18 protein-coding genes are annotated in these 19,178 nt (G+C 42.4%); 5 read left to right on the forward strand and 13 right to left on the reverse strand.

Annotated features, from left to right (window positions below; all coding sequences use genetic code 11):
• Positions 1–17: 17 nt before the first annotated feature.
• From WJR50_RS11795 to WJR50_RS11815, 5 genes are all read right to left on the reverse strand, one after another.
• Positions 18–1,265 (reverse strand): ammonium transporter, encoded by a 1,248-nt coding sequence (locus WJR50_RS11795; protein WP_341293580.1) that lies wholly within the window; start codon positions 1,263–1,265, stop codon positions 18–20.
• Between the two features lie 33 nt (positions 1,266–1,298).
• Positions 1,299–1,637 carry a P-II family nitrogen regulator gene (locus WJR50_RS11800; protein ID WP_341293479.1) on the reverse strand — a complete coding sequence of 113 codons (339 nt, stop codon included), beginning with the start codon at positions 1,635–1,637 and terminating at the stop codon, positions 1,299–1,301.
• Positions 1,638–1,963: 326 nt separating this feature from the next.
• Complete coding sequence (locus WJR50_RS11805; RefSeq protein ID WP_341293480.1) at positions 1,964–3,259, reverse strand: ABC transporter permease; 1,296 nt, start codon at positions 3,257–3,259, stop codon at positions 1,964–1,966.
• A gap of 1 nt (position 3,260) precedes the next feature.
• A complete protein-coding gene (locus WJR50_RS11810) occupies positions 3,261–3,893 on the reverse strand; it encodes an ABC transporter ATP-binding protein (protein ID WP_341293481.1) in 633 nt (210 codons plus the stop codon).
• Between the two features lie 87 nt (positions 3,894–3,980).
• Positions 3,981–5,069 carry a hypothetical protein gene (locus WJR50_RS11815; protein ID WP_341293482.1) on the reverse strand — a complete coding sequence of 363 codons (1,089 nt, stop codon included), beginning with the start codon at positions 5,067–5,069 and terminating at the stop codon, positions 3,981–3,983.
• A gap of 286 nt (positions 5,070–5,355) precedes the next feature.
• On the opposite strand from WJR50_RS11815, the gene hemG reads away from it, so the two are divergent.
• Entirely contained in the window at positions 5,356–6,750 is a 1,395-nt protein-coding gene (gene hemG, locus WJR50_RS11820; RefSeq protein WP_341293483.1) for a protoporphyrinogen oxidase, read from the forward strand.
• Positions 6,751–6,831: 81 nt separating this feature from the next.
• Here hemG and WJR50_RS11825 read toward each other — a convergent pair whose 3' ends face one another.
• Positions 6,832–7,824, reverse strand: coding sequence for an aldo/keto reductase (locus WJR50_RS11825; RefSeq protein WP_341293484.1), 993 nt, complete (start codon positions 7,822–7,824; stop codon positions 6,832–6,834).
• Between the two features lie 60 nt (positions 7,825–7,884).
• Positions 7,885–8,352 (reverse strand): LytR/AlgR family response regulator transcription factor, encoded by a 468-nt coding sequence (locus WJR50_RS11830; RefSeq protein WP_341293485.1) that lies wholly within the window; start codon positions 8,350–8,352, stop codon positions 7,885–7,887.
• 279 nt (positions 8,353–8,631) lie between these two features.
• On the opposite strand from WJR50_RS11830, the gene WJR50_RS11835 reads away from it, so the two are divergent.
• Complete coding sequence (locus tag WJR50_RS11835) at positions 8,632–9,462, forward strand: ZIP family metal transporter (protein WP_341293486.1); 831 nt, start codon at positions 8,632–8,634, stop codon at positions 9,460–9,462.
• Positions 9,463–9,464: 2 nt separating this feature from the next.
• On the opposite strand, the gene WJR50_RS11840 is transcribed toward WJR50_RS11835, so the two are convergent.
• From WJR50_RS11840 to WJR50_RS11865, 6 genes are all read right to left on the reverse strand, one after another.
• Positions 9,465–10,463 (reverse strand): glycosyltransferase family 2 protein, encoded by a 999-nt coding sequence (locus WJR50_RS11840; RefSeq protein ID WP_341293487.1) that lies wholly within the window; start codon positions 10,461–10,463, stop codon positions 9,465–9,467.
• A 219-nt stretch (positions 10,464–10,682) separates the two neighbouring features.
• Positions 10,683–12,191 (reverse strand): hypothetical protein, encoded by a 1,509-nt coding sequence (locus tag WJR50_RS11845; RefSeq protein ID WP_341293488.1) that lies wholly within the window; start codon positions 12,189–12,191, stop codon positions 10,683–10,685.
• A 1-nt stretch (position 12,192) separates the two neighbouring features.
• Positions 12,193–12,735, reverse strand: coding sequence for an RNA polymerase sigma factor (locus WJR50_RS11850; protein ID WP_341293489.1), 543 nt, complete (start codon positions 12,733–12,735; stop codon positions 12,193–12,195).
• 197 nt (positions 12,736–12,932) lie between these two features.
• On the reverse strand, positions 12,933–14,018 hold the full coding sequence (locus WJR50_RS11855) for an N-acetylmuramoyl-L-alanine amidase (RefSeq protein WP_341293490.1): 1,086 nt from the start codon (positions 14,016–14,018) through the stop codon (positions 12,933–12,935).
• 33 nt (positions 14,019–14,051) lie between these two features.
• Complete coding sequence (locus tag WJR50_RS11860; protein WP_341293491.1) at positions 14,052–14,753, reverse strand: outer membrane beta-barrel protein; 702 nt, start codon at positions 14,751–14,753, stop codon at positions 14,052–14,054.
• Between the two features lie 83 nt (positions 14,754–14,836).
• A complete protein-coding gene (locus tag WJR50_RS11865) occupies positions 14,837–15,823 on the reverse strand; it encodes a carbohydrate-binding domain-containing protein (protein ID WP_341293492.1) in 987 nt (328 codons plus the stop codon).
• 120 nt (positions 15,824–15,943) lie between these two features.
• Between WJR50_RS11865 and WJR50_RS11870 the strand changes: the two genes are divergently transcribed.
• The 3 genes from WJR50_RS11870 to WJR50_RS11880 all read left to right on the forward strand — a co-directional run bounded on the left by WJR50_RS11870 (position 15,944) and on the right by WJR50_RS11880 (position 19,176).
• Positions 15,944–17,263 carry a sulfite oxidase gene (locus WJR50_RS11870; protein WP_341293493.1) on the forward strand — a complete coding sequence of 440 codons (1,320 nt, stop codon included), beginning with the start codon at positions 15,944–15,946 and terminating at the stop codon, positions 17,261–17,263.
• Positions 17,264–17,274: 11 nt separating this feature from the next.
• Complete coding sequence (locus tag WJR50_RS11875; RefSeq protein ID WP_341293494.1) at positions 17,275–17,685, forward strand: hypothetical protein; 411 nt, start codon at positions 17,275–17,277, stop codon at positions 17,683–17,685.
• A gap of 99 nt (positions 17,686–17,784) precedes the next feature.
• Positions 17,785–19,176, forward strand: coding sequence for a lytic transglycosylase domain-containing protein (locus WJR50_RS11880; RefSeq protein WP_341293495.1), 1,392 nt, complete (start codon positions 17,785–17,787; stop codon positions 19,174–19,176).
• Positions 19,177–19,178: the final 2 nt, after the last annotated feature.

Below are 19,178 nucleotides of genomic sequence, written 5' to 3' on the forward strand. Positions count from 1 at the left end.
TTATGATGTTATTTCAATTAAGAGTATACTTCTTCTACATTTTTGTGCATATCGGGGTAAGCTCTCATTTTGTGCTCTCCTATATCCAGTCCTTCTGTTTCTTCTTCTTTGGATACTCTTATGCCGATCGTTGCTTTCAGTACGTAAAAAATGAGCAGTGAGGTAGCAAAGCAGAATACACCTACTGATACAATGCCAATCAACTGACTGATGAGTTGAGCACCGCTGGCAAGTTCTCCAAATAAGCCTACTGCCAAAGTACCCCACACGCCACACATCAGGTGAACTGAAATTGCTCCTACAGGATCATCTAAACGTAAACGGTCAAACAAAACCACGGCACAGACGACCAATGCACCGGCAACAAGCCCGATGATGATAGCGTCAGTAATCCCCATTTGGTCCGCTCCCGCAGTGATACCTACCAGCCCACCAAGTATACCATTGAGTACCATAGTAAGGTCATTGGACTTTACAACAATAACTGAAGTGACGAGGGCACCTAAAGCACCGGCAGCAGCCGCCAGCGTAGTAGTTACAAAGACTAAAGATACCAGACCGGGATCAGCACTTAATACAGATCCACCGTTAAAACCATACCATCCAAACCAAAGAAGAAATACCCCAACAGTAGCAAAAGGCATACTATGACCAGGAATAGGGCGAATTTTTCCGTCAATGTATTTTCCACGACGGGCACCTAACAGCATAACACCGGCCAAGGCTGCCCATCCCCCTACGGAGTGAACGATGGTAGAACCTGCGAAATCATAAAACGGAGTTTCCAGGGCATCAAGAAAACCACCACCCCATTTCCACATACCAACGATAGGGTAGCAGAAACCGACATAAATAAGCGTGAAGACTAAAAAGCTGTTAAGTTTAATTCTTTCAGCTACTGCACCCGAGACGATGGTAGCAGCAGTAGCAGCAAACATGGCCTGAAATAGAAAATCAGTGTAGTAGGTGTACGCTTCGTTATAACCGCCATTGTTGGCACCCTCAGGAAGAGTAAGACCAAACCCGGCAAAGCCGAAGAAACTACCGGCAAAATCTCCACCGGGATACATGATGTTAAAGCCCCAGAGTGCGTAGGTGAGCAGGCCTATTGGCAGGATAGTGGCATTTTTGAATAGGATATTGACAGTGTTTTTAGATTGAGTGAGGCCGGTCTCGAGAGTGGCAAATCCCAGGTGCATAATAAAAACCAGGATGGTAGCCATCATCATCCATAGATTGTTTGTCGTAAATAGTGCTTCCATAATGTTTTAAGAATTTAACTTTGCTTAAGTGATATTTTAGTTCAGTGCTTCAGTCCCTTTCTCTCCGTTGCGGATGCGGTATACTTCCTCTACATGAGTCACGAAAATTTTACCGTCTCCCACCTTTCCGGTGCGACCCACATTAAGGATGGTATCCACTGCTTTTTGAAGAAATCCATCTGAAACAATGATCTCAAGCTTAGTACGAGGTATGTATCCTACATCGTAAGTAGCACCACGGTAGGTGTGGTATTCTTTTTCCAGGCCATGACCTTTTACATCATAAAAGGATAGAAAAGTGACTCCTACCGCTGCCAGCGCTTCTACAACCTCTTCAAATTTGGAAGTCCGAATGATGGCTTCAATTTTTTTCATAAATAATGGTTTTTGATAGGCATGATAAACAAATATACAATGGAAAAATGACTAAAAATCCGTATTAAATACTGTAAAATGAGTCAAATTCAGGTTTTCGTTGCTAATAAAAGGATTAATTTTGAAAATAAAAAGAATTGCAAAAAAATAAGCGTATTGAAAACAATTGTTCAAAATAGAATACTAAAAAGTTAACTTTATGAAAAATAAAGTCAAAATTTTTAAAAATTCGTAATTAGACCAAATATGCTTTGGTAGCCTAATAGCTTAAACTATAAAAACAAAATATTATTCTGCTTTTATAGTTTGTTTGCTATGACTAACAATTATCCTTGAGAAAGTACGGAGGAAATATTGGTGCGATAAGCATTTATGGCAGGGATTACCGAAGCAATTACGCCAATGAGTAAGCTTCCAGCTAGCACCAAATATTCTTCGGGAAGAAGTCTGAAAGGTGAAAGCCCGATTTGATCGGACTGAGAAAAAAAAGTGCCTAATACAGCCGTAGTGATATGCCCTAATAACAAACCCAATACGCTACCCAACAAGGTGATAATGAGGCCTTCCAGAATCACGTGTACAAAAAGTTTAGTCTTACTGGCTCCCAGCGACCGCATGATTGCCAGATCGTATTTTCTTTCTTTCAGGGCGTTATACAGGGCAATGAAAATACTAAGCCCAGCTATAAATATGATGACGAAAGCAAAAGCTTGTAACAGATCAACGCCAACGCCTACTAAAGAAAATAAGCGTGCGGTCTCAAAAGGAGGAGAAGCCGCCTGCATATTACTACGCTCATTGATGTAGCGGGGCAGCTGCACAGCCGCCATCGGAGAACGGTATTGAACTAATAAAGAAGTAATCTGATCATCCGCATCCCCCTGAGGCAATCCCTGAGTGGCAATAGAATCGTATACATATGTGTGATGTATTTCTGATTCTGAATGTGATTGTTCATGTTCTTCTTCGGCATAGGTACTGCTGTCACTGGCGGCTGCTTCATGCGTAGCATGGGTTTCCCAGACACTTTCTACTGCAGTCAGAATCAAATTATCTACTACCGAACGTGTAGGGGCCAATATGCCTGCTACCTGATAAGGTTTTTCATCATGGACATTGATATCATCATCAGCCAGACCATGACTACTATTAAAGGTATCGCCTACATTTAAGCCCAACTCCTGGGCAGCTTGTGCGCCTAATGTAACTTCCATTACCTCAGTCCACAATTCACCTTCTGCTATTTCTGCATTATACAGTTCCAGGTATTCATAAGTTGTACCTACGATTCTGGTGCCCTGGTAACTGTCACCCAGAGCCATAGGAATGGTATTCCGTATGAGTCGGTTGCGCGATAAGTTTTTTGCTTCCTGAAGGGATATATTTCCGGTGGGATAATCTATGTGGAATACGCTGGAAAGAATGATTTGTAAAGGACTGCCCTTGGCACCTACTACCAGGTCTATTCCCTTGCTATTTTGCGTCAGAGACTCTTCCATCTGGCGACTGAGCAACAATAATACGGTAATGATCGCTATACCCAAACTGAGTAGCAGGATATTGAGTATGGTATTTAGCGGTTTGGTTTTGATGTAGCTCCAGCTAAGTAGCAATAAGTTCATATCAGCGCATTATATAGTGCTTGTTTATAATATCTTTTACACGCTTGTCGTGAGTGGCAATGACAAGAGTAGCCTGATAAGACTGGGCCTGTTCTCTTAGTATCGCCAATACTTTTTCACAGTTTTCATCGTCAAGGCTGGAAGTTGGCTCATCGGCCAGAATTACCTTAGGGGTATTGAGCACGGAGCGGGCAATGGATGCTCTCTGTGCCTCTCCCTGACTTAAAGTGTGTACCAGCGCTTTTCTACGGTGAGTCAACCCTAATGTTTCTATGACGGTTTGCACACGTTGATGATCTTGTTTTAAACCAGCCATATACTGAGCCAACAGCAGATTCTGCTCCAGGGTAAGCGAATTAAGCAGATGGGGTTTTTGAAATACCAGCCCAATATTTCTGCCTCTGTACTTATCAAGCTTGGTACTTGGCAAGCTGGCGAGATTTTCTTCCCCGACCCTTACTTTGCCCTCGCTAGGCTTCAAAAGCCCTGCCAGAAGGTGAAGCAGCGTAGTTTTGCCGCTTCCCGAGGAGCCAAGAATTAACGCCTGCTCTCCCTGGCCCACCTGCCAGTCGGGAAAATGAATTGGGGTGGAATGAGCATTATACTGAAAAGTAAGCTGCTGAATACTGATCATAGTGCGGCCTGATTACAAAAAAACTGCCTCAAGTTATGTGTGAACCAGAGGCATTACAAATATTGAAGCGCATTTTATTAATCAGACCTATAAATTTCTTAGTACTCTGCCTAAAATCATAGAAAAAACATCAGTATTGGCGTTGGTTTGCAGAAACATCTTCTTTTGCTTTTCACGGACCAGCATAAGTCCATTAGGATATACTGCGAAGTCTTTAATTACACTAAGTTTGACTGACTTCTCATTTTCTTTTTCTCTAAGAATAATTCTTTGGCTGGTGATATAAGCTTTTCCCTGGGTCATACTTTTCCAAAGTTTTTCTTCAGCAGTGAAAGGTGCTGAGTACTCAGGATGCCAATAGTTACTTTTTGAAAGCTTTACACGAAGCGATTGGGCAGCAGGCTCTTCTTTTTCACTTTTTCGCCCTTCAATGGCATGCACATCTGTCAGAAAATAGGCTTGTTCTTCAGCTTTAAGTTTGATTGGAACATAAATACTGGGAAGTTCCCCATTTTCTATTTGCCAAAAAAGACGGTACTTGGCCAACTCGGCTTGTGTGGCTGTGTCTAGCTGAGGGTCTATATCCAGATTATCAATCAGCGCCTGAAGTTCCTGCTCTTCGTCAGGAGACAAACGTTTATCCTCTATTGCGCCTTTGACAAACCTGATGATGATGCTTTGCGCCTTATGTTGGTAGATAGAATCTACCCATGATTGCGGAAGCTGCAGGGTATTCTGAAGTTGCTTCAGAAATTGAAGTTCTTTTTCGTCCAGTCGGTTATCTTCCAGGGCTGCTTCAAGTTCACGTTCGTATACTTCCTGGCAGATTTGATGGTTAGCGATTTCAACCGCTTTGTCGGTAAGCCCTAGCAACTTTTTGAGGTGCCTCAAGCGGGTAATTTCTTCAGAATCCAGATGGTTATCGTCAAAGCAAAAACGCAGGTACTTTTTATAAAGCTCCCGCATAGAGCCATCATCAAAGTCCTTATAGAGGTTGAGTCCATACTTATCCATGATCTCCTGTATATCTTCTGCCGTAACGTCCATTACTGCTTTTTCAGAAAGTAAATTGTTAATCTCAATTACGGCGTTCTTTTCTACTTTCTGTCCCTTTAGTTTTCCCCAAAGAGATACCGGTTCAAGTTCTGATTTGTAAAATGCTTGTTCTTTTTCCATTTTTTTTAGTCCCATATAACCTAAATCTAACCCCAAAAAAGTAAGTATAGGTGTGCTTAAATTAAGCATTTTTATGGATTAGTATATCTATTTATCCTCCTAATGATAGAAAAAATTTGCTTTGTTATATCTAGTCCTATCTGTAGTTAAACAAGACATAGCTCCATATTATTATTTTTATACTGATGGTTGAGTTAGGAAATTGTCGTAGATAATGAAAAGACTAACGCAAATATTGATATGTATTACATAACTTTCATAGTATTACCGGAAAGAAAATCTGATTATGGTAAAAAATAAGATAGTCATTTTAGGAGCAGGAATTAGCGGCTTGAGTACTGCATACTGGCTCAAGAAGGCCGGTCTGGAAGTGGAAATTTTAGAGGCCAGAACTGAGCCGGGCGGTTCTATGCAGTCAGCACAGAAAGAAGGTTTTTTGATTGATTATGGCCCTAATAGCGGACTGGATACCACCCCCCTTATAGGCCAACTGGTGGAAGAACTGGGCTTGAGGGATCAGTTGATTTTTGCTAATCAGGAAGCCAAGAAGCGCTATATTCTGAAAAATCATCGTTTGATAGCATTACCCACCGGACCTTTCTCATTTTTAGGCACAGACCTTTTTTCTACTGCTGCTAAATTTCGTTTGCTCAAAGAGCCTTTTGTAAAAAAAACAGATCCTACAGAAGATATCAGTATTGCCAATTTTGTCAGGCACAGGTTGGGAGAAGAGTTTTTGACAAATGCGGTGGATCCGTTTATTTCCGGCATTTATGCGGGTAATCCTGAGAAGCTTAGCGTCAAATCGGCTATGTCTAAGCTGTATGCCCTGGAAGAAAAATATGGAAGCCTGATCAAAGGAGCGATTGCAGGGGCAAGGGAGAGAAAAAAAAGTGGCGAAAAGTCTAAGCAAAGTGCTCAGCAGTTTTCTTTCAAAGGAGGTATGCAAACCTTGCCCAATGCATTGGCCCATCAACTGAGAAGTAGTATACAGTACGGAAGTGAAGTTGAAAAAATAGAATCAACCGAAAGTAATAAGTATCAGCTAAGCATTAGGAAGAATGGAGAATTAAAACTTTCAGAGGCAGCTATCATACTTTCTACCATCCCTGCTTATCATTTATCTACGGCTGTTCGTTTTTGGGATGCTACACTCACCGAGCATCTGGAGGCAATCTATTATCCTCCGGTCATGGTGCTCTACCTGGCTTTTCGCCGAAAAGCGATACGTCAGTCTTTAGATGGCTTTGGCTTTCTGATACCGGGGCAGGAGAGGAGGCCGTTTTTGGGTGCAATCTGGAGCTCTGTCATATTTGAAGGTAGGGCAGAAGATGAGTATGCTACTTTTACGCTTTTTGTGGGAGGAGCACGTAAGCCTGATTTGCTTCAGGAAGATCTGGAAGCCAAGAAAAAAGAGGTAATCAGAGAGTTTAAGCAGATAATGATGATTGCTGAGCCGGATGATCCTGTACTGGTAGAAAGTAAAGTATGGCCCCAAGCTATTCCTCAATATAACATTGGTCATGCCCTGCATGAAGCGTATTTTCAACAGTTTGAAGAAACACATCCTGGCTTCTTTATTGGAGGAAACTTTCGCGGAGGCATTTCTGTAAGTGATTGTATCAAAAGTGCGGATAAACTCAGTAAGCAGATTATTGAATTTGTCGGGAAGCAAGGCTGAAATAATCAGGCTTGTTGCTCCCTAACAAATTTTGCTCCCAACGAATATCTGGAAGATTTACAGCGCTCAGAAGAGAAATACTTAACCGTGCTGCTGCATCTGTTGTAAAACTTTTTTGAACCTGCTTTCAAAAAGAGAAGAGATGAACTTTCTATCTTCAGCGGAAAGCTTTACGATTCCCTGCGTATTTTTCTCAGCTTGTTCCGGCGTTTTAATTCCCGGAATTACAGTAGACACCTCCTCAAAACTGAGAATGAAACTCATGCTCAGCTCAGTCTTGCTTATTCCATACTTCTCACAAAGCGGCCATACCTCTTCCAAGGCATCCAGTGAAGTAGCAAGAATCTCAGGGGTGAGGCGAAAGTGACGATGGTCATTGGTTTCAAAGCGAGTTCCTTTGGAAAATTTTCCTGTCAGCAGACCGAATTGAAGCGGCATACGAACGATGATTCCCATGCCCTGCTCTTTTGCTCTTTCAAAAACACCAAGTGCCTGTTGATTTATTATATTAAAAACCAACTGAAAACCACTACCTATTTGGTTTTTGAACATGTATTCCGCCTCAGGTTCAGGCGCATATGTATTCAAGCTCAGGCCCCAGTAGCGGATTTTTCCTTCCTGCTTCAATTGCTCCAGCGCTTCCACACATTCGCCTTTCTCAAGGTCAGCTTTTTTGGCAGTATGAAGTTGGTAATAGTCAATCGTATCTCGCTTAAGCCGTCGCAGACTGTCTTCGCAGGCTTTCAGGATGTATTGTTTGGAATAGTCTACAAAGATGGATTGGTCATTGGCCAGTCGGTGCCCTACTTTGCTGGCAACAATAATGTCCTGGCGATTGCCAAAAACATTTCCAATCAATTCCTCAGAATGCCCGAGGCCATAAAAGTCAGCGGTATCATAAAAGTTCATGCCTAGCTCAAAAGCTTTTTGCAATGCTTTGATGGAAGTTTCATCCTGCACATCGCCCCAGCCGATAGGGATATCACCTGCCATTGCCGGACCACCGATGCCCCAGGCTCCAAAACCCACCTCACTTACCTTTAAGTCTGTATTTCCAAAAGCTCTGTATTCCATAAAAAAGTAGTTTTAAAGATTAAAAAAAGAGCTTTCAAGATACAACAATGTTAGGCAGCTTTACAAAGCTGTCATCTTTCTCACTACCTGTCCATAGGACTGACTCACATGTATTTTCTTGTTTTTTTGGTCATCCAGGGTAATGATATGTTTTCCTCCTTTTTCTTTTTCAATACTTACAACATAGTCTTCATTGATAATAGTGGAACGATGTACCCTCACAAAATTACTGGGGAGTTTATTTTCTAATTCTGCCAAAGTATGCTCCACCAGATATTCTTTTCCTTCATCAGTATATGCATATACATAATTATGGCGCGCATAGATGGACGCAATCTTATCCAGAGAAAGTAGCAATAATTTCTCACCTGATCGTACTGCAATTTTTAGTATAGACTGATTTGTCTGCTGGTCAAATGATAACTGGTTGTTTTGGGAGGGCCGGGTTTGCAAATAACGCATGCCAAAATAAATGATGAATATGCCTACTAAGATTGGAGTGATTCTATTCAGGAAAGAAATAACCATAAAAAAGAAAGATGTTATATCTACTCCAATTAAGTCTAAAAAGAGTGTGCATGCTATTAAGACTAAACCTGTGGCGAGAATAGGAAACGAAAGATATCTAATAATTTTCATGACAGAAAAATACCTGAATTGGTTTCTATTTACAAGGTGAAAATGTGAAGTCAGCTATATCTACGGTGAGTTAGCTGGTTTTAAGGATGAACAATACTCAGCGTTTTCAGATTACTCAAAGACTTATCTGTTTAGCCAACATCTTAAAGGCCTTCTGGTTTATCCCATATGTTTGAAATTATTGAATCATGGATGCGCACGCTCCACCCGGTTACTCAGGCTTTGGTAGCCACCTACTTTACCTGGTTTATGACTGCCCTGGGAGCCAGCCTTGTTTTTTTCTTTAAGCGTATCAATCAGAAGTTTATGGACGGCATGCTGGGCTTTGCCGCGGGAGTAATGATTGCCGCCAGCTATTGGTCTTTGCTGGCTCCAGGTATTGAAATGGCCGAAGAGCAGGGAGAAGTAGCCAGTTGGATACCTGCTGCCGGAGGTTTTTTGCTGGGAGGCGCATTCCTTTTCGGAATAGATAAAGTATTGCCTCACCTTCATCTTGGGTTTCCTACCTCAGAAGCTGAAGGCGTACATACCCAATGGCACCGTAGTATTTTGTTGGTACTGGCCATCACTTTACATAATATACCGGAAGGACTAGCTGTAGGTGTGGCCTTTGGAGCAATTGCTGCTGATGTATCCTCCACATCCACTTTAGCTACTGCTATGGTACTGGCTTTAGGTATTGGCATCCAGAATTTTCCTGAAGGACTTTCGGTATCGGTACCACTCCGAAGAGAGGGTTTGAGCAGGAGAAAGAGCTTTTGGTACGGTCAGCTTTCGGGGCTGGTAGAACCGATTGCTGGTGTAATAGGAGCTGCTGCTGTACTTGTGTTTCGTCCGATATTACCTTATGCTCTTTCTTTCGCCGCAGGGGCAATGATATTTGTAGTGATAGAAGAACTGATTCCTGAGTCACAGTACAATAAAAATACTGACATTGCTACGGTTGGGGCCATGCTGGGCTTTACCATTATGATGGTGCTGGATGTGGCCTTAGGCTAAGGCTAGCCGATAAGTAAAAAATGTATGCCTTCCTGATAATCTTTTTGGAGGAGGTAACTTCTGATTTTCTCTCTTTGTCCGCGGTTGCTCACGTAGGATAAGATGAAATATTTTCCGGGATTTTCTATATCCAGGTAATGGATACAAGGTTTTGAAGTGGTTTTATTTGGGACGATATCAATGTAAGCGGAGACTTCTATACCTTTATCTTCCAACAATCTGGCTCTTTGCCTGCTTTTTCGTCCGCCACCCCAAATCACAACTTGGGGATGAAATGGATTATTTTTTTGGAGCCACTTGAACAGGTATTCTGTTTTGGTACGATAAAATGCTTCTGAGCGGTAGCGTTGGTTGTTACGCGTGAGCCTTTCCTCGCTATCACGCCAGTAGAGTAATACCTCAGGAAGCTTATAAAAACGTACGCCCTGATCCATCCAGCGAAGCCACAACTCAAAGTCCTCAGGAAAATCACCTTCAAGGTAGCTCCCAAAGCGGAAGAGCAATGACCTCCTGAACATGATACTGGGATGAATAACGGGGGAATCCACAAAGCGGTTGAGCAATATTTCTTCGTGCGTTATGATAGCATTAGACCATCGTACATAGGCTTGTATTCCTTTGGAGTAATTATCCTTATCAAAGACCACCTTGCAGGCTATCACATCTACCGAAAGGTTTTGTTCAAGGTACTGGTACTGAAGCCTGAGCCTGTCTGGATAGGCAATATCGTCAGCATCCATACGAGCAATGTACTTACCTTTTGCGTGAGCCAGACCGGTATTTAAAGCTCTAACCAGGCCTGACTCAGCCTCCTCAATGATGTGAATACAATCATGTGTATGGGCAAATGACCGGGCAATGGCTGAACTGCCATCGGTAGAAGCATTATCCACCAGTAGTAATTCAAAGTCATTCAATGATTGATCTAAGATACTTTTGATAGCATCCGCTAAGGTTTGTTCAGCATTTCTGAAGGGTAATATTACGGAGACTGAATTCATCACAAGCTTGCGTATCCGGCTAAATTAAGCTCCGTGAATACTACTTCCAAAGAAGTAACTGACTGGGTATGAGATTGATGAACTACCTGTTATTTTTACTTCCAAACGAAGCTACTTTCTACCACAATGCAGTGTCTTAATTTCTAAGAAAAAAAGAAGCTTGACAGGTTTTAGCTTTTTAATGAGACCGAAGTACTTCACTTCGGTCTTTCTTGGTGGTTATCGGAAATTATAGCGTATTCCAAAGTCTACTCCAAAAGCGTTGGGCTGACTACTGAAGTTGTTTCCATCTTCAGTAAGTGCACTGAGGGAAAAGTTGTAGTTGGGCGACACTGAAACAGCATAGTTGCTGGCAATCAGATAGTTGACCCCGCTACTAACCACTCCACTATAGTAAACAGGGCGGTAAGGACTATCACTGCTGGCACTGATATTTACCGTGTTAAGTTGTCCGCTCTCATCGGAAAGCCGGTTGTTAAGAAAGAAATTGGCGGCTACTCCTGAGCTTAGGTTAAAATTTATACGTTCAAACCCAAGGTTATAGCCCAGCTTCAATGGTATGGCTAAGAAAGCGAAGGAATTTGTAAGCTGAAGCTCCTGCGGAGTAAACTGAGTCTGGTTACTAAATTCAGCACCAGCCCGGGTATTACTGGCAAGCAAAGGGATACGTTGTCCCTGTGCATAATCTTCAGCCACCCAACTGGTTTGTGTGCTGGCATTCATACGTCCGTAATCCAGTCCGCTTTCCAGACTTATATGTTTGGTAAGCATCACCCCGACATCTACTCCGTAGGATAGAGAAAGTTGTGGCTTGTTTTCCAGGCCACTGTTGGCAGGAGAATTACGAGAAGACAATGTGCTAAAACTCTGGTCCAGGTTATTTGGCTGAGAGCTTTCATCAGCAGAGGGTCTTAGGGCATTAGCAAAAGTATTATTACTTCCAGCGCTGAAATTAGGATCAAAGTAATTAGTAGCCAGATTTACGCCAGCAAAGAACTCCGGTTTTTGTTCAGATGCTTTATCATCAACTACTACCTGAGGCACTCTGTAAAGCCGGTCAATGTCTTTGGTCCAGTCATTGATTATAGCCTCAGTCAGTTTAGGTCCCTTGGAGGGTACATAGTCCAGGGCTATTAAACTGATTGTCTTTTCCGACTGGATATTGTTCTGCGCGTTTTCAAGCCCATCACCTTCTGCCACACCATAGGCATTATACTGACCAGAAGAAGTGCTTGTTAAAGTTCTTTTTCGTTTGATTTGTTCATTGTCTGCCAAAGTTGTTGCGCTGAAACCCTCTTCTGTACTTTTTGAAGCATTATCGGCATTGGTATCATTGCTATTTGATTGAGCATCCTTGGGCATAATTTCCTGAGCAGCTTCCTGCTGTTGATTAAGCTTGTCTTGCTCAGTCTGTTCGTTGCTGTCTTCCAATGCAAGATTATCATTTGTTTCCTGCTGTGGCGCTGTTTTTTGTACAGCGGGCTGATTGGCAAGCTCACGATTGCTGCTGTTCATATTATTTTGCAGCACATAATATCCCAGTGCGAGTAGACAGAGCGTACAGGCCGCAGCTACCGCACGATAAAAAATAAATCCCTTTCTATACTTACCATTTTCCTGCATGGTAAGCTGGTTATCTATATTCTTCCATAGGTTAGCAGAAGGTGTAATTTCTGCATCTTCAAATGCTTCCTTCCACTGATCTTCAAAGTCTGACCTCTTTTCCATATTAGCCATGTTTCACCTCCCCTGTTTCCGTAATCATGTCTTTGATCAATGCCTTGGCACGAGCATATTGTGATTTGGATGTGCCCTCACTGATGTTTAGCATATCAGCAATTTCCTTGTGTTTGTAACCCTCCACAGCATATAGGTTAAATATAACCTGGCAGCCCTGAGGTAATGACTGTAATATCTTTAATAAGTCTTTATAATTATGGTTAGATATTGTTAAGTCATCATCACCGATATCATGCATATCTTCAATATCAAAATGTGGATAAAGATAAACGCTTTTACGATGGTAGTTTAAAGCTGTGTTGATGACGATGCGCTTGATCCAATAGCCCAGAGAAGACTCTTTTCGGAAAGACTCAATGTTATTAAAAACTTTAACAAAAGCTTCCTGCAAAATATCTTCTGCATCTTCACGGCTTTTGCAATAGCGCATGCATACGGCGAGCATCCGTCCGGAAAATTGATTATACAATTCTTTCTGCATTGCCCGTTCTCCTTTAATGCATCCGGAGACAAGCGCTTTTTCATCATGCATGCTAAACTATAGTTCCAGGCTTAGGTTGATACTTATTCTTTGTTGCTTATCTGTTCTTTAGACACCAGAAGTGTAAAGAGGGTTGGAAAGCAGGCTCAAATTTTTATGAGCATATGGTATTCTATTAACTTCTTTGCCGCGACAAAATTGCGATAAGCTGAGTTTAGAAAGGTAAAATGGCTAGAATTCTTTGCAGATTAGTACACAGCTTTGTAGTCAACTTTTACTTCAATGTGACTGACACTGTCCGGATACACCTGTACCGGATGAATATTGCCCTCACCATCAAATAAGTTAGCGTATAAGCCCTTTTCCTCCTGTATCAGTACAGAGTATTTTCCGGGAGCAAGAGATACGGAAAAATAGCCCTGCTCATTGCTTTCTACCTTTTTTATTAACTCCTCATTCACTTCAGTAAAAAAGCCATCCTGAAACTTAGCTTCATCACGATGAGTAAGTTCATAAATATAGACGGTTCTTACTACGCCCTCGCCCTGAGGTTTAGAGGAATCAGTTGCTTCTTCCTGAATAGTAGGCATTAAATTTCCTTCCAGCCAGATGACTTGGCCTTGAATACCCTCTTGGAGGTTTTGAGGCGTATGCTGGTTTTTAGGACTCACCTCAGGCAAGGGCTTGAGGTTGAGGTTGTTCAAATCACTACGCAGTCGGTTCATAAATTCATCTCCCGGATCATCTTTCTCAGTTAGATAATCTGGATCTTTTTCCAGCCATAATGGATGGTTTTTAAATCGCTGGTATTCATGATGCCCAATCACATAGTCAATATCATATTTTTTTGCGAGATGTCGGATAAGGTTTTTGTTAGCTTCATACTGGGCTTCAGTCAAAGGATGCTGATCGCCATCGCCCACATTTTCAATACCTATAGCAGTATGATTAAGGCCAATCACATGTCGGGCAAATACAGTATCAGGCATGAGTTGGTAAATGGTGCCATCTCTGTCAATCAGGTAGGGTACTGAGACATTTAAAGCACCTCCGCCCTTGATTCCTGTACGAGAAGAGGGAAGTTTTGTATTGTAAAATGCATTGTAAGAACCTTCAAAAGTTGGTATGGCTGTCCAGTGAACGACGATCATGCTGGGCTCAATGGTAGGTTCTTCTGCCTCAATCCCGTAGTGGGATTTCATATATTCCAGCGACAAGTCTTTTCTCTCTTCGTCAAAGATAATGGGTTTGTCTACTATCTCTAAGGATTGACTGCTGGCACAGGAGTAACTCCAGAGAGACAAAATAATTACCAGAAAATGAGAGATACGCATAATGTGTTTCGCTAAACTAATTTGAATCACCAATTAGCGAATTTTCCTGACAAATTTGAAATTAAGGTTGAAGGAATATAAGTACCGACGTGTAGCAGTAAAGTGATCCTCCAGGGGGGTAAGCATAACTTTTCCAATAGCTTCTAACCCAATTGCAGTTTTACTATCTACCGCACCCATAATGCCCACGCCTCCCAGCACACCCAGGTTATGAAGCTTGGCACTGCTGAGGTAGGGTTTGGAAAGTGTTTTCATTGTTTCCTCGCTTATCTCTCCACTGGTTGTGGAAATACTATTTTTTTCAGATAAAAGCATACTATTATTTATTCCAAGCATGGGATAAAACTCAAACTGCTCATTCTGGTAAACACTATAGGTGAAGTAAAAAGGCACTTCCAGGTAATTCTGAACAAAATCCAGAATGTACCTTCTGCTCAGGTGTGGATCGTCATAGGCAGCTGCCACGTGGGTGTTAGAAAAACCTTTTTGAGAATAAAAAATACCAGTACCTATGCTTAGCCTTTTTGTGATGCTTTTTCGCATATCCATCCCAAAATCAAATACGTACATAGGTTCTTCACCGATTTGTACAGACTGGGCATAATCCGTAATATCATGGGTCTGCCCAATACGATATGAGATGCCGGGAGCTACATTGAGCCCCCAGTTAAACCCCTGCGCCCAGACCGATATGTTAAGAAATGAAATAAGAACAAACAGTATAAGTTTTTTCATAGACGAAAAGTTGAGGTAAAAAAGTAGATACCTTAAGATACCATTTTTTTAAAAAACTCTTACTGCTTATTGATAAATAATGTTTATATAAATAAGTAGGATAAAACTGCATACCAAAACTTTATCGTCTGACTAATCACGTAGGCTCTTCTGCCCCGATTTTTCCACCAATTTGTGTCGTCATTTTTAAATCTGGAAGAAGAGATGATACCAAGCTCAGTTTTGTCTGGCATAGCCTTTTTGAAAAGCATCCAACTGCGCCGGGAGTGTACATTTTCTGATATAAGGTTCATGCGCCTTTCCTGGAAGTTATTCTCTTGCATCCAGGCAGCTACTGCTTTGGCTGTAGTGTAGGTTTTATTATACTCTACCCGGGGGGCATTGATGATATAAATAGCATCTGTAGGTACTCCCAATTCAATCAGGTAATCAGCAGATGATCCAGCACGACTTTTATAAGCTTTTTCGGTACTTATACCATCAATTTTGCCTCTGTCAAAATAGACTTCTTCTGTACGGTTAGGGATAAAGTTGTTATCCAAAAACAAGCTGTCAAGCGTAAGGTTGCGATCTGCATGCTGTGCAAAGTCAAAAAAGTCATTGGTAAAAGTTATTTTGATTTGCTGTATGGAATCCAAATGGCCAGGGATTGGTAATGCATATTTTTGCACTTGTTCCGTAGTTGAAGTTTCACCCACCGTGTCATCATTTACCATAACCATCATGTGGGCATACGCTCCTCCTACTTTTTCGCTATGGGCCTTGATAAACAGCGAATCATACTTTGCCTTTTGATGGATGTTAAATACCAAGGTACCTGTAGAATTCAGGCCATATTCATTGGGAAACAGGATGCTGGCTACGATTACTTTTGAGTAATTACCTTCTAAAAAAGTTTGCGCGGCTTTTTTCAGTGTCGACTCCGATACCCACCCTTCTACCAACAATACTTGTGCATCCTGCACCGGCTGATCTACTGCCAAAAAACGATACCAGGAGGGAGCAAGTAATCTGCCCAGAAAGATAAGAGTGAGTAGAAAAATGCTTATAAAAAAAACTCTTTTTACCATATGAATCTGAAATCAAAAAGCATACTATAGTGACTGAGCAATTCGTATTAAAGATAATTACTGCCTTTTCCTGCAAAAAAAACAATTATTAATAAATTAAGGGTCTAGAAAGATATATACATGAAAAATAACAAAGAGCGTATCGGTTTGCATGCGCTATACAGTAAAGATCCACTTGCGGCCGATAGATTGCTATGGGGGAGAGAGAGCGACCCTCAGAGTAGAAGAGGTTTTCTGAAAAAAAGTGCGTTGGCAGCCATGAGTGCTGTGTTGGGAGCGAAAGTAGTATATGCCCATCATATGCCAGCCGGCCTTATTCCGGCAGCACTCGCAGATCGTGCTGACCCTTTTACTTTAGAAGGAAAACATCCTGACCTGGTGGTCCTGAATGATCGCCCCTGGAATGTAGAGACCCCGCCGCACCTGCTGGATGATGCTGTTACAACCGCTGAAACATTATTTATCCGTAACAATGGTATTCCACCCCAAAACATTGATCTGAGTCAATGGACATTGACCATTGAAGGAGAGTCAGCCCAGCAGAAAAAGGTCTATACTTTAGAAGAGTTAAAGAGCAAATTTAAAAACTATACTTACCAACTTACCATTGAGTGTGGAGGTAATGGTCGCAGTGAGTTTAACCCTTCCGCTAAAGGAAATCAGTGGACTACCGGAGCAGTGGGCTGCCCAGAATGGACAGGGGTAAGGCTCAAAGATGTGTTGAATGATGTGGGAATCAAAGATGATGCAGTATATATAGGCTACTATGGGCAGGATACCCACCTCAGCAATGATCCTGAGAAAGTAGTGATCTCCCGGGGAGTACCCATGCACAAAGCGCTGGAAGATGAGTCTCTAATCTCCTGGGCTTTGAACGGTGAAGATTTACCCCTCATGAACGGCTATCCCCTACGTCTGGTCTTCGGAGGCTGGCCTGCTTCTACTTCGGGTAAGTGGCTCAGCAGGATTGTGATCCGCAATCAGGTGCATGATGGACCCAAGATGGGAGGAGATTCCTACAGAGTACCTTGCAAGCCGGTAGCACCGGGTACAAAAGTGCCTGATGAAGAAATGTGTATTATTGAATCCATGCCGGTCAAATCGCTGATTACGTATCCCAAGTCAGGTGCCCGTATCAATGAAGGGCGGCAGCTAGCTATTCGGGGGCATGCCTGGGCAGGAGATCTTTCAGTAGAAGCGGTAGACTATTCTATTGATTTTGGTTCTACCTGGCAGTCCTGTAATCTGCAGGCGCCTAAAAACCGCCTGGCCTGGCAGCATTGGCAGGCAAATATTGATTTTCCCGAAAAAGGATACTATGAGGTATGGGCCAGAGCGAAGGATAGTGAAGGAAACATGCAGCCTATGCTGGTGCCCGGCTGGAATCCTAAAGGGTATCTGAACAATGCATGCCACCGCATTGCTGTAATGGTGGTATAAAAAAAGAAGTTATGCTTAAAGTATTAAACGTATATTCCGCATTTATTTTCTTTGCTTTATCCGCAATGCTCAGCTTTTGCCAGTCACCGGAGCGGGGCAATGCAGAGGTACCCCAGTCAGACACACTACAACTCAATCAGGCAGATAGTATTGACCAGGCTACCGGCCTGGTAGTGGATGAATCCCTGCCGCTGGTGGTGGGCAACTGTACCGGCTGTCATTCGGCTAAACTTATCACGCAAAACAGAGCGAGCCGGGAAGGCTGGAAAAGCATGATAGTATGGATGCAGGAGACCCAGAAACTATGGGATTTGGGTGAAAACGAAGACGAAATTCTGGATTACCTGGCTGAACACTATGCCCCCGAGCAGCAGGGACGTCGTGAAAACCTGCAAAATATTCAATGGTATGACCTGAAATAGCAGCAGATTATTTTGCAAATGAGCTTAAGCCGGGTTTTAATCAGAATTACTGCAAGTCATCCATAACATTTTTAAAGAGTACCTCTTTATATATATGATATGGAAAAGAAAGGAACATGTTATTTTTTTAGCTTAAGCCTGTTTTTTATTTTTTTTAGTGCCTGTTCGGAAGTAAATCAAAGTATTTCTTCAGCAGACATTAACAAAGATACATTGCCTCCGGAAAGACGATCGGCATCCGCTGGAGAAGAACTCAGTACTTTTGATACCATCATCTCCATGTTTGGTGATGTAGAAAGTAACCAGAAACCCTTACCCAAGCTTACCGCAAGCTATCTGGATAGCGCTACCAATAATCTTTTTTATGCCCAGATTGATACGCTGCACCAAAACCCCTATGGTTTTGCCGATGATGAGCTGGTAAGTTATCCAGACTCCGTATACAGGCAGCGGTTTGCAAACATGACTTCTGAAGTTGATCTGGTATTTAATGAGCAGGTAGAAAACTTCATAGATCTTTACGGCATCCGAAAGAAAGATCTCACGGAACGTATGATCGGAAAAAGCATGCTCTACTTTCCCTTTATAGAACAGGCTTTAATGGAAGAAGGCCTTCCCCAGGAGTTGAAGTATCTGACGATGGTAGAATCTGCCTTGCACGCTGACGCACGTTCTAATATGGAAGCGGTAGGCTTATGGCAGATTCGTTATCGTACCGGTAAGTGGTTAGGGTTAGAGATCAACGATTATCTGGACGAAAGGAGAGACCCTTATGCCTCTACCCGCGCCGCGCTCAACTATCTTGATCGGCTGCAAGGTATCTATGGAAGCTGGCCGATGGCGCTTGCCGCCTACAATAGTGGCCCTGGTAATGTAAACAAAGCGATCGTCAGGGCAGGAGGGAGCCGTAATTTCTGGAGAATCAATAAATATCTTCCGGCAGAAACGCGTAGTTATGTACCCGCTTTCATGGCTTTGGTATATCTAAACCGTTATCCGCAGGAGCATAATATCAGGCCGGTGTTTCCCAACCTTCCTTTCCAGGCTGTGGATACAGTCAGAGTGTATCATGAAGTTAGTTTTGATGAGCTTGCCGACGACCTGGAAATGCAGGAGGAAGAGATTGAATTTCTGAACCCCGCACTTATCAAGAATAGAATTCCTTCTTCCCGGGAAGGGTGGCCGCTGGTGCTGCCCATGCACAAGATGGCGATCTTTGAAGAGAAGAACGAAAGCCTGACTGCCAGCTATCCGGTAGAGGATGAAGTAAAAAGAACAGCCCAGGTTTTAAGGGAAGTCGTACCCAAGTCATCAGATTTAAAGCTGCATGAACATAAAGTGGTCCGCGGACAGACCATGAACGGCATATCTAAACGCTACGGCGTGAGTCTTAGTGAGATCAGAGAGTGGAACGCTATGAAAGACAATATCATTCGCAGCGGACAAACCCTTAAGCTTTATCTTCCTGAATCACAAGTTTCCCGTAATTAGAA

It is taken from the genome of Catalinimonas locisalis, assembly GCF_038039535.1.
Lineage (GTDB): Bacteria > Bacteroidota > Bacteroidia > Cytophagales > Cyclobacteriaceae > Catalinimonas.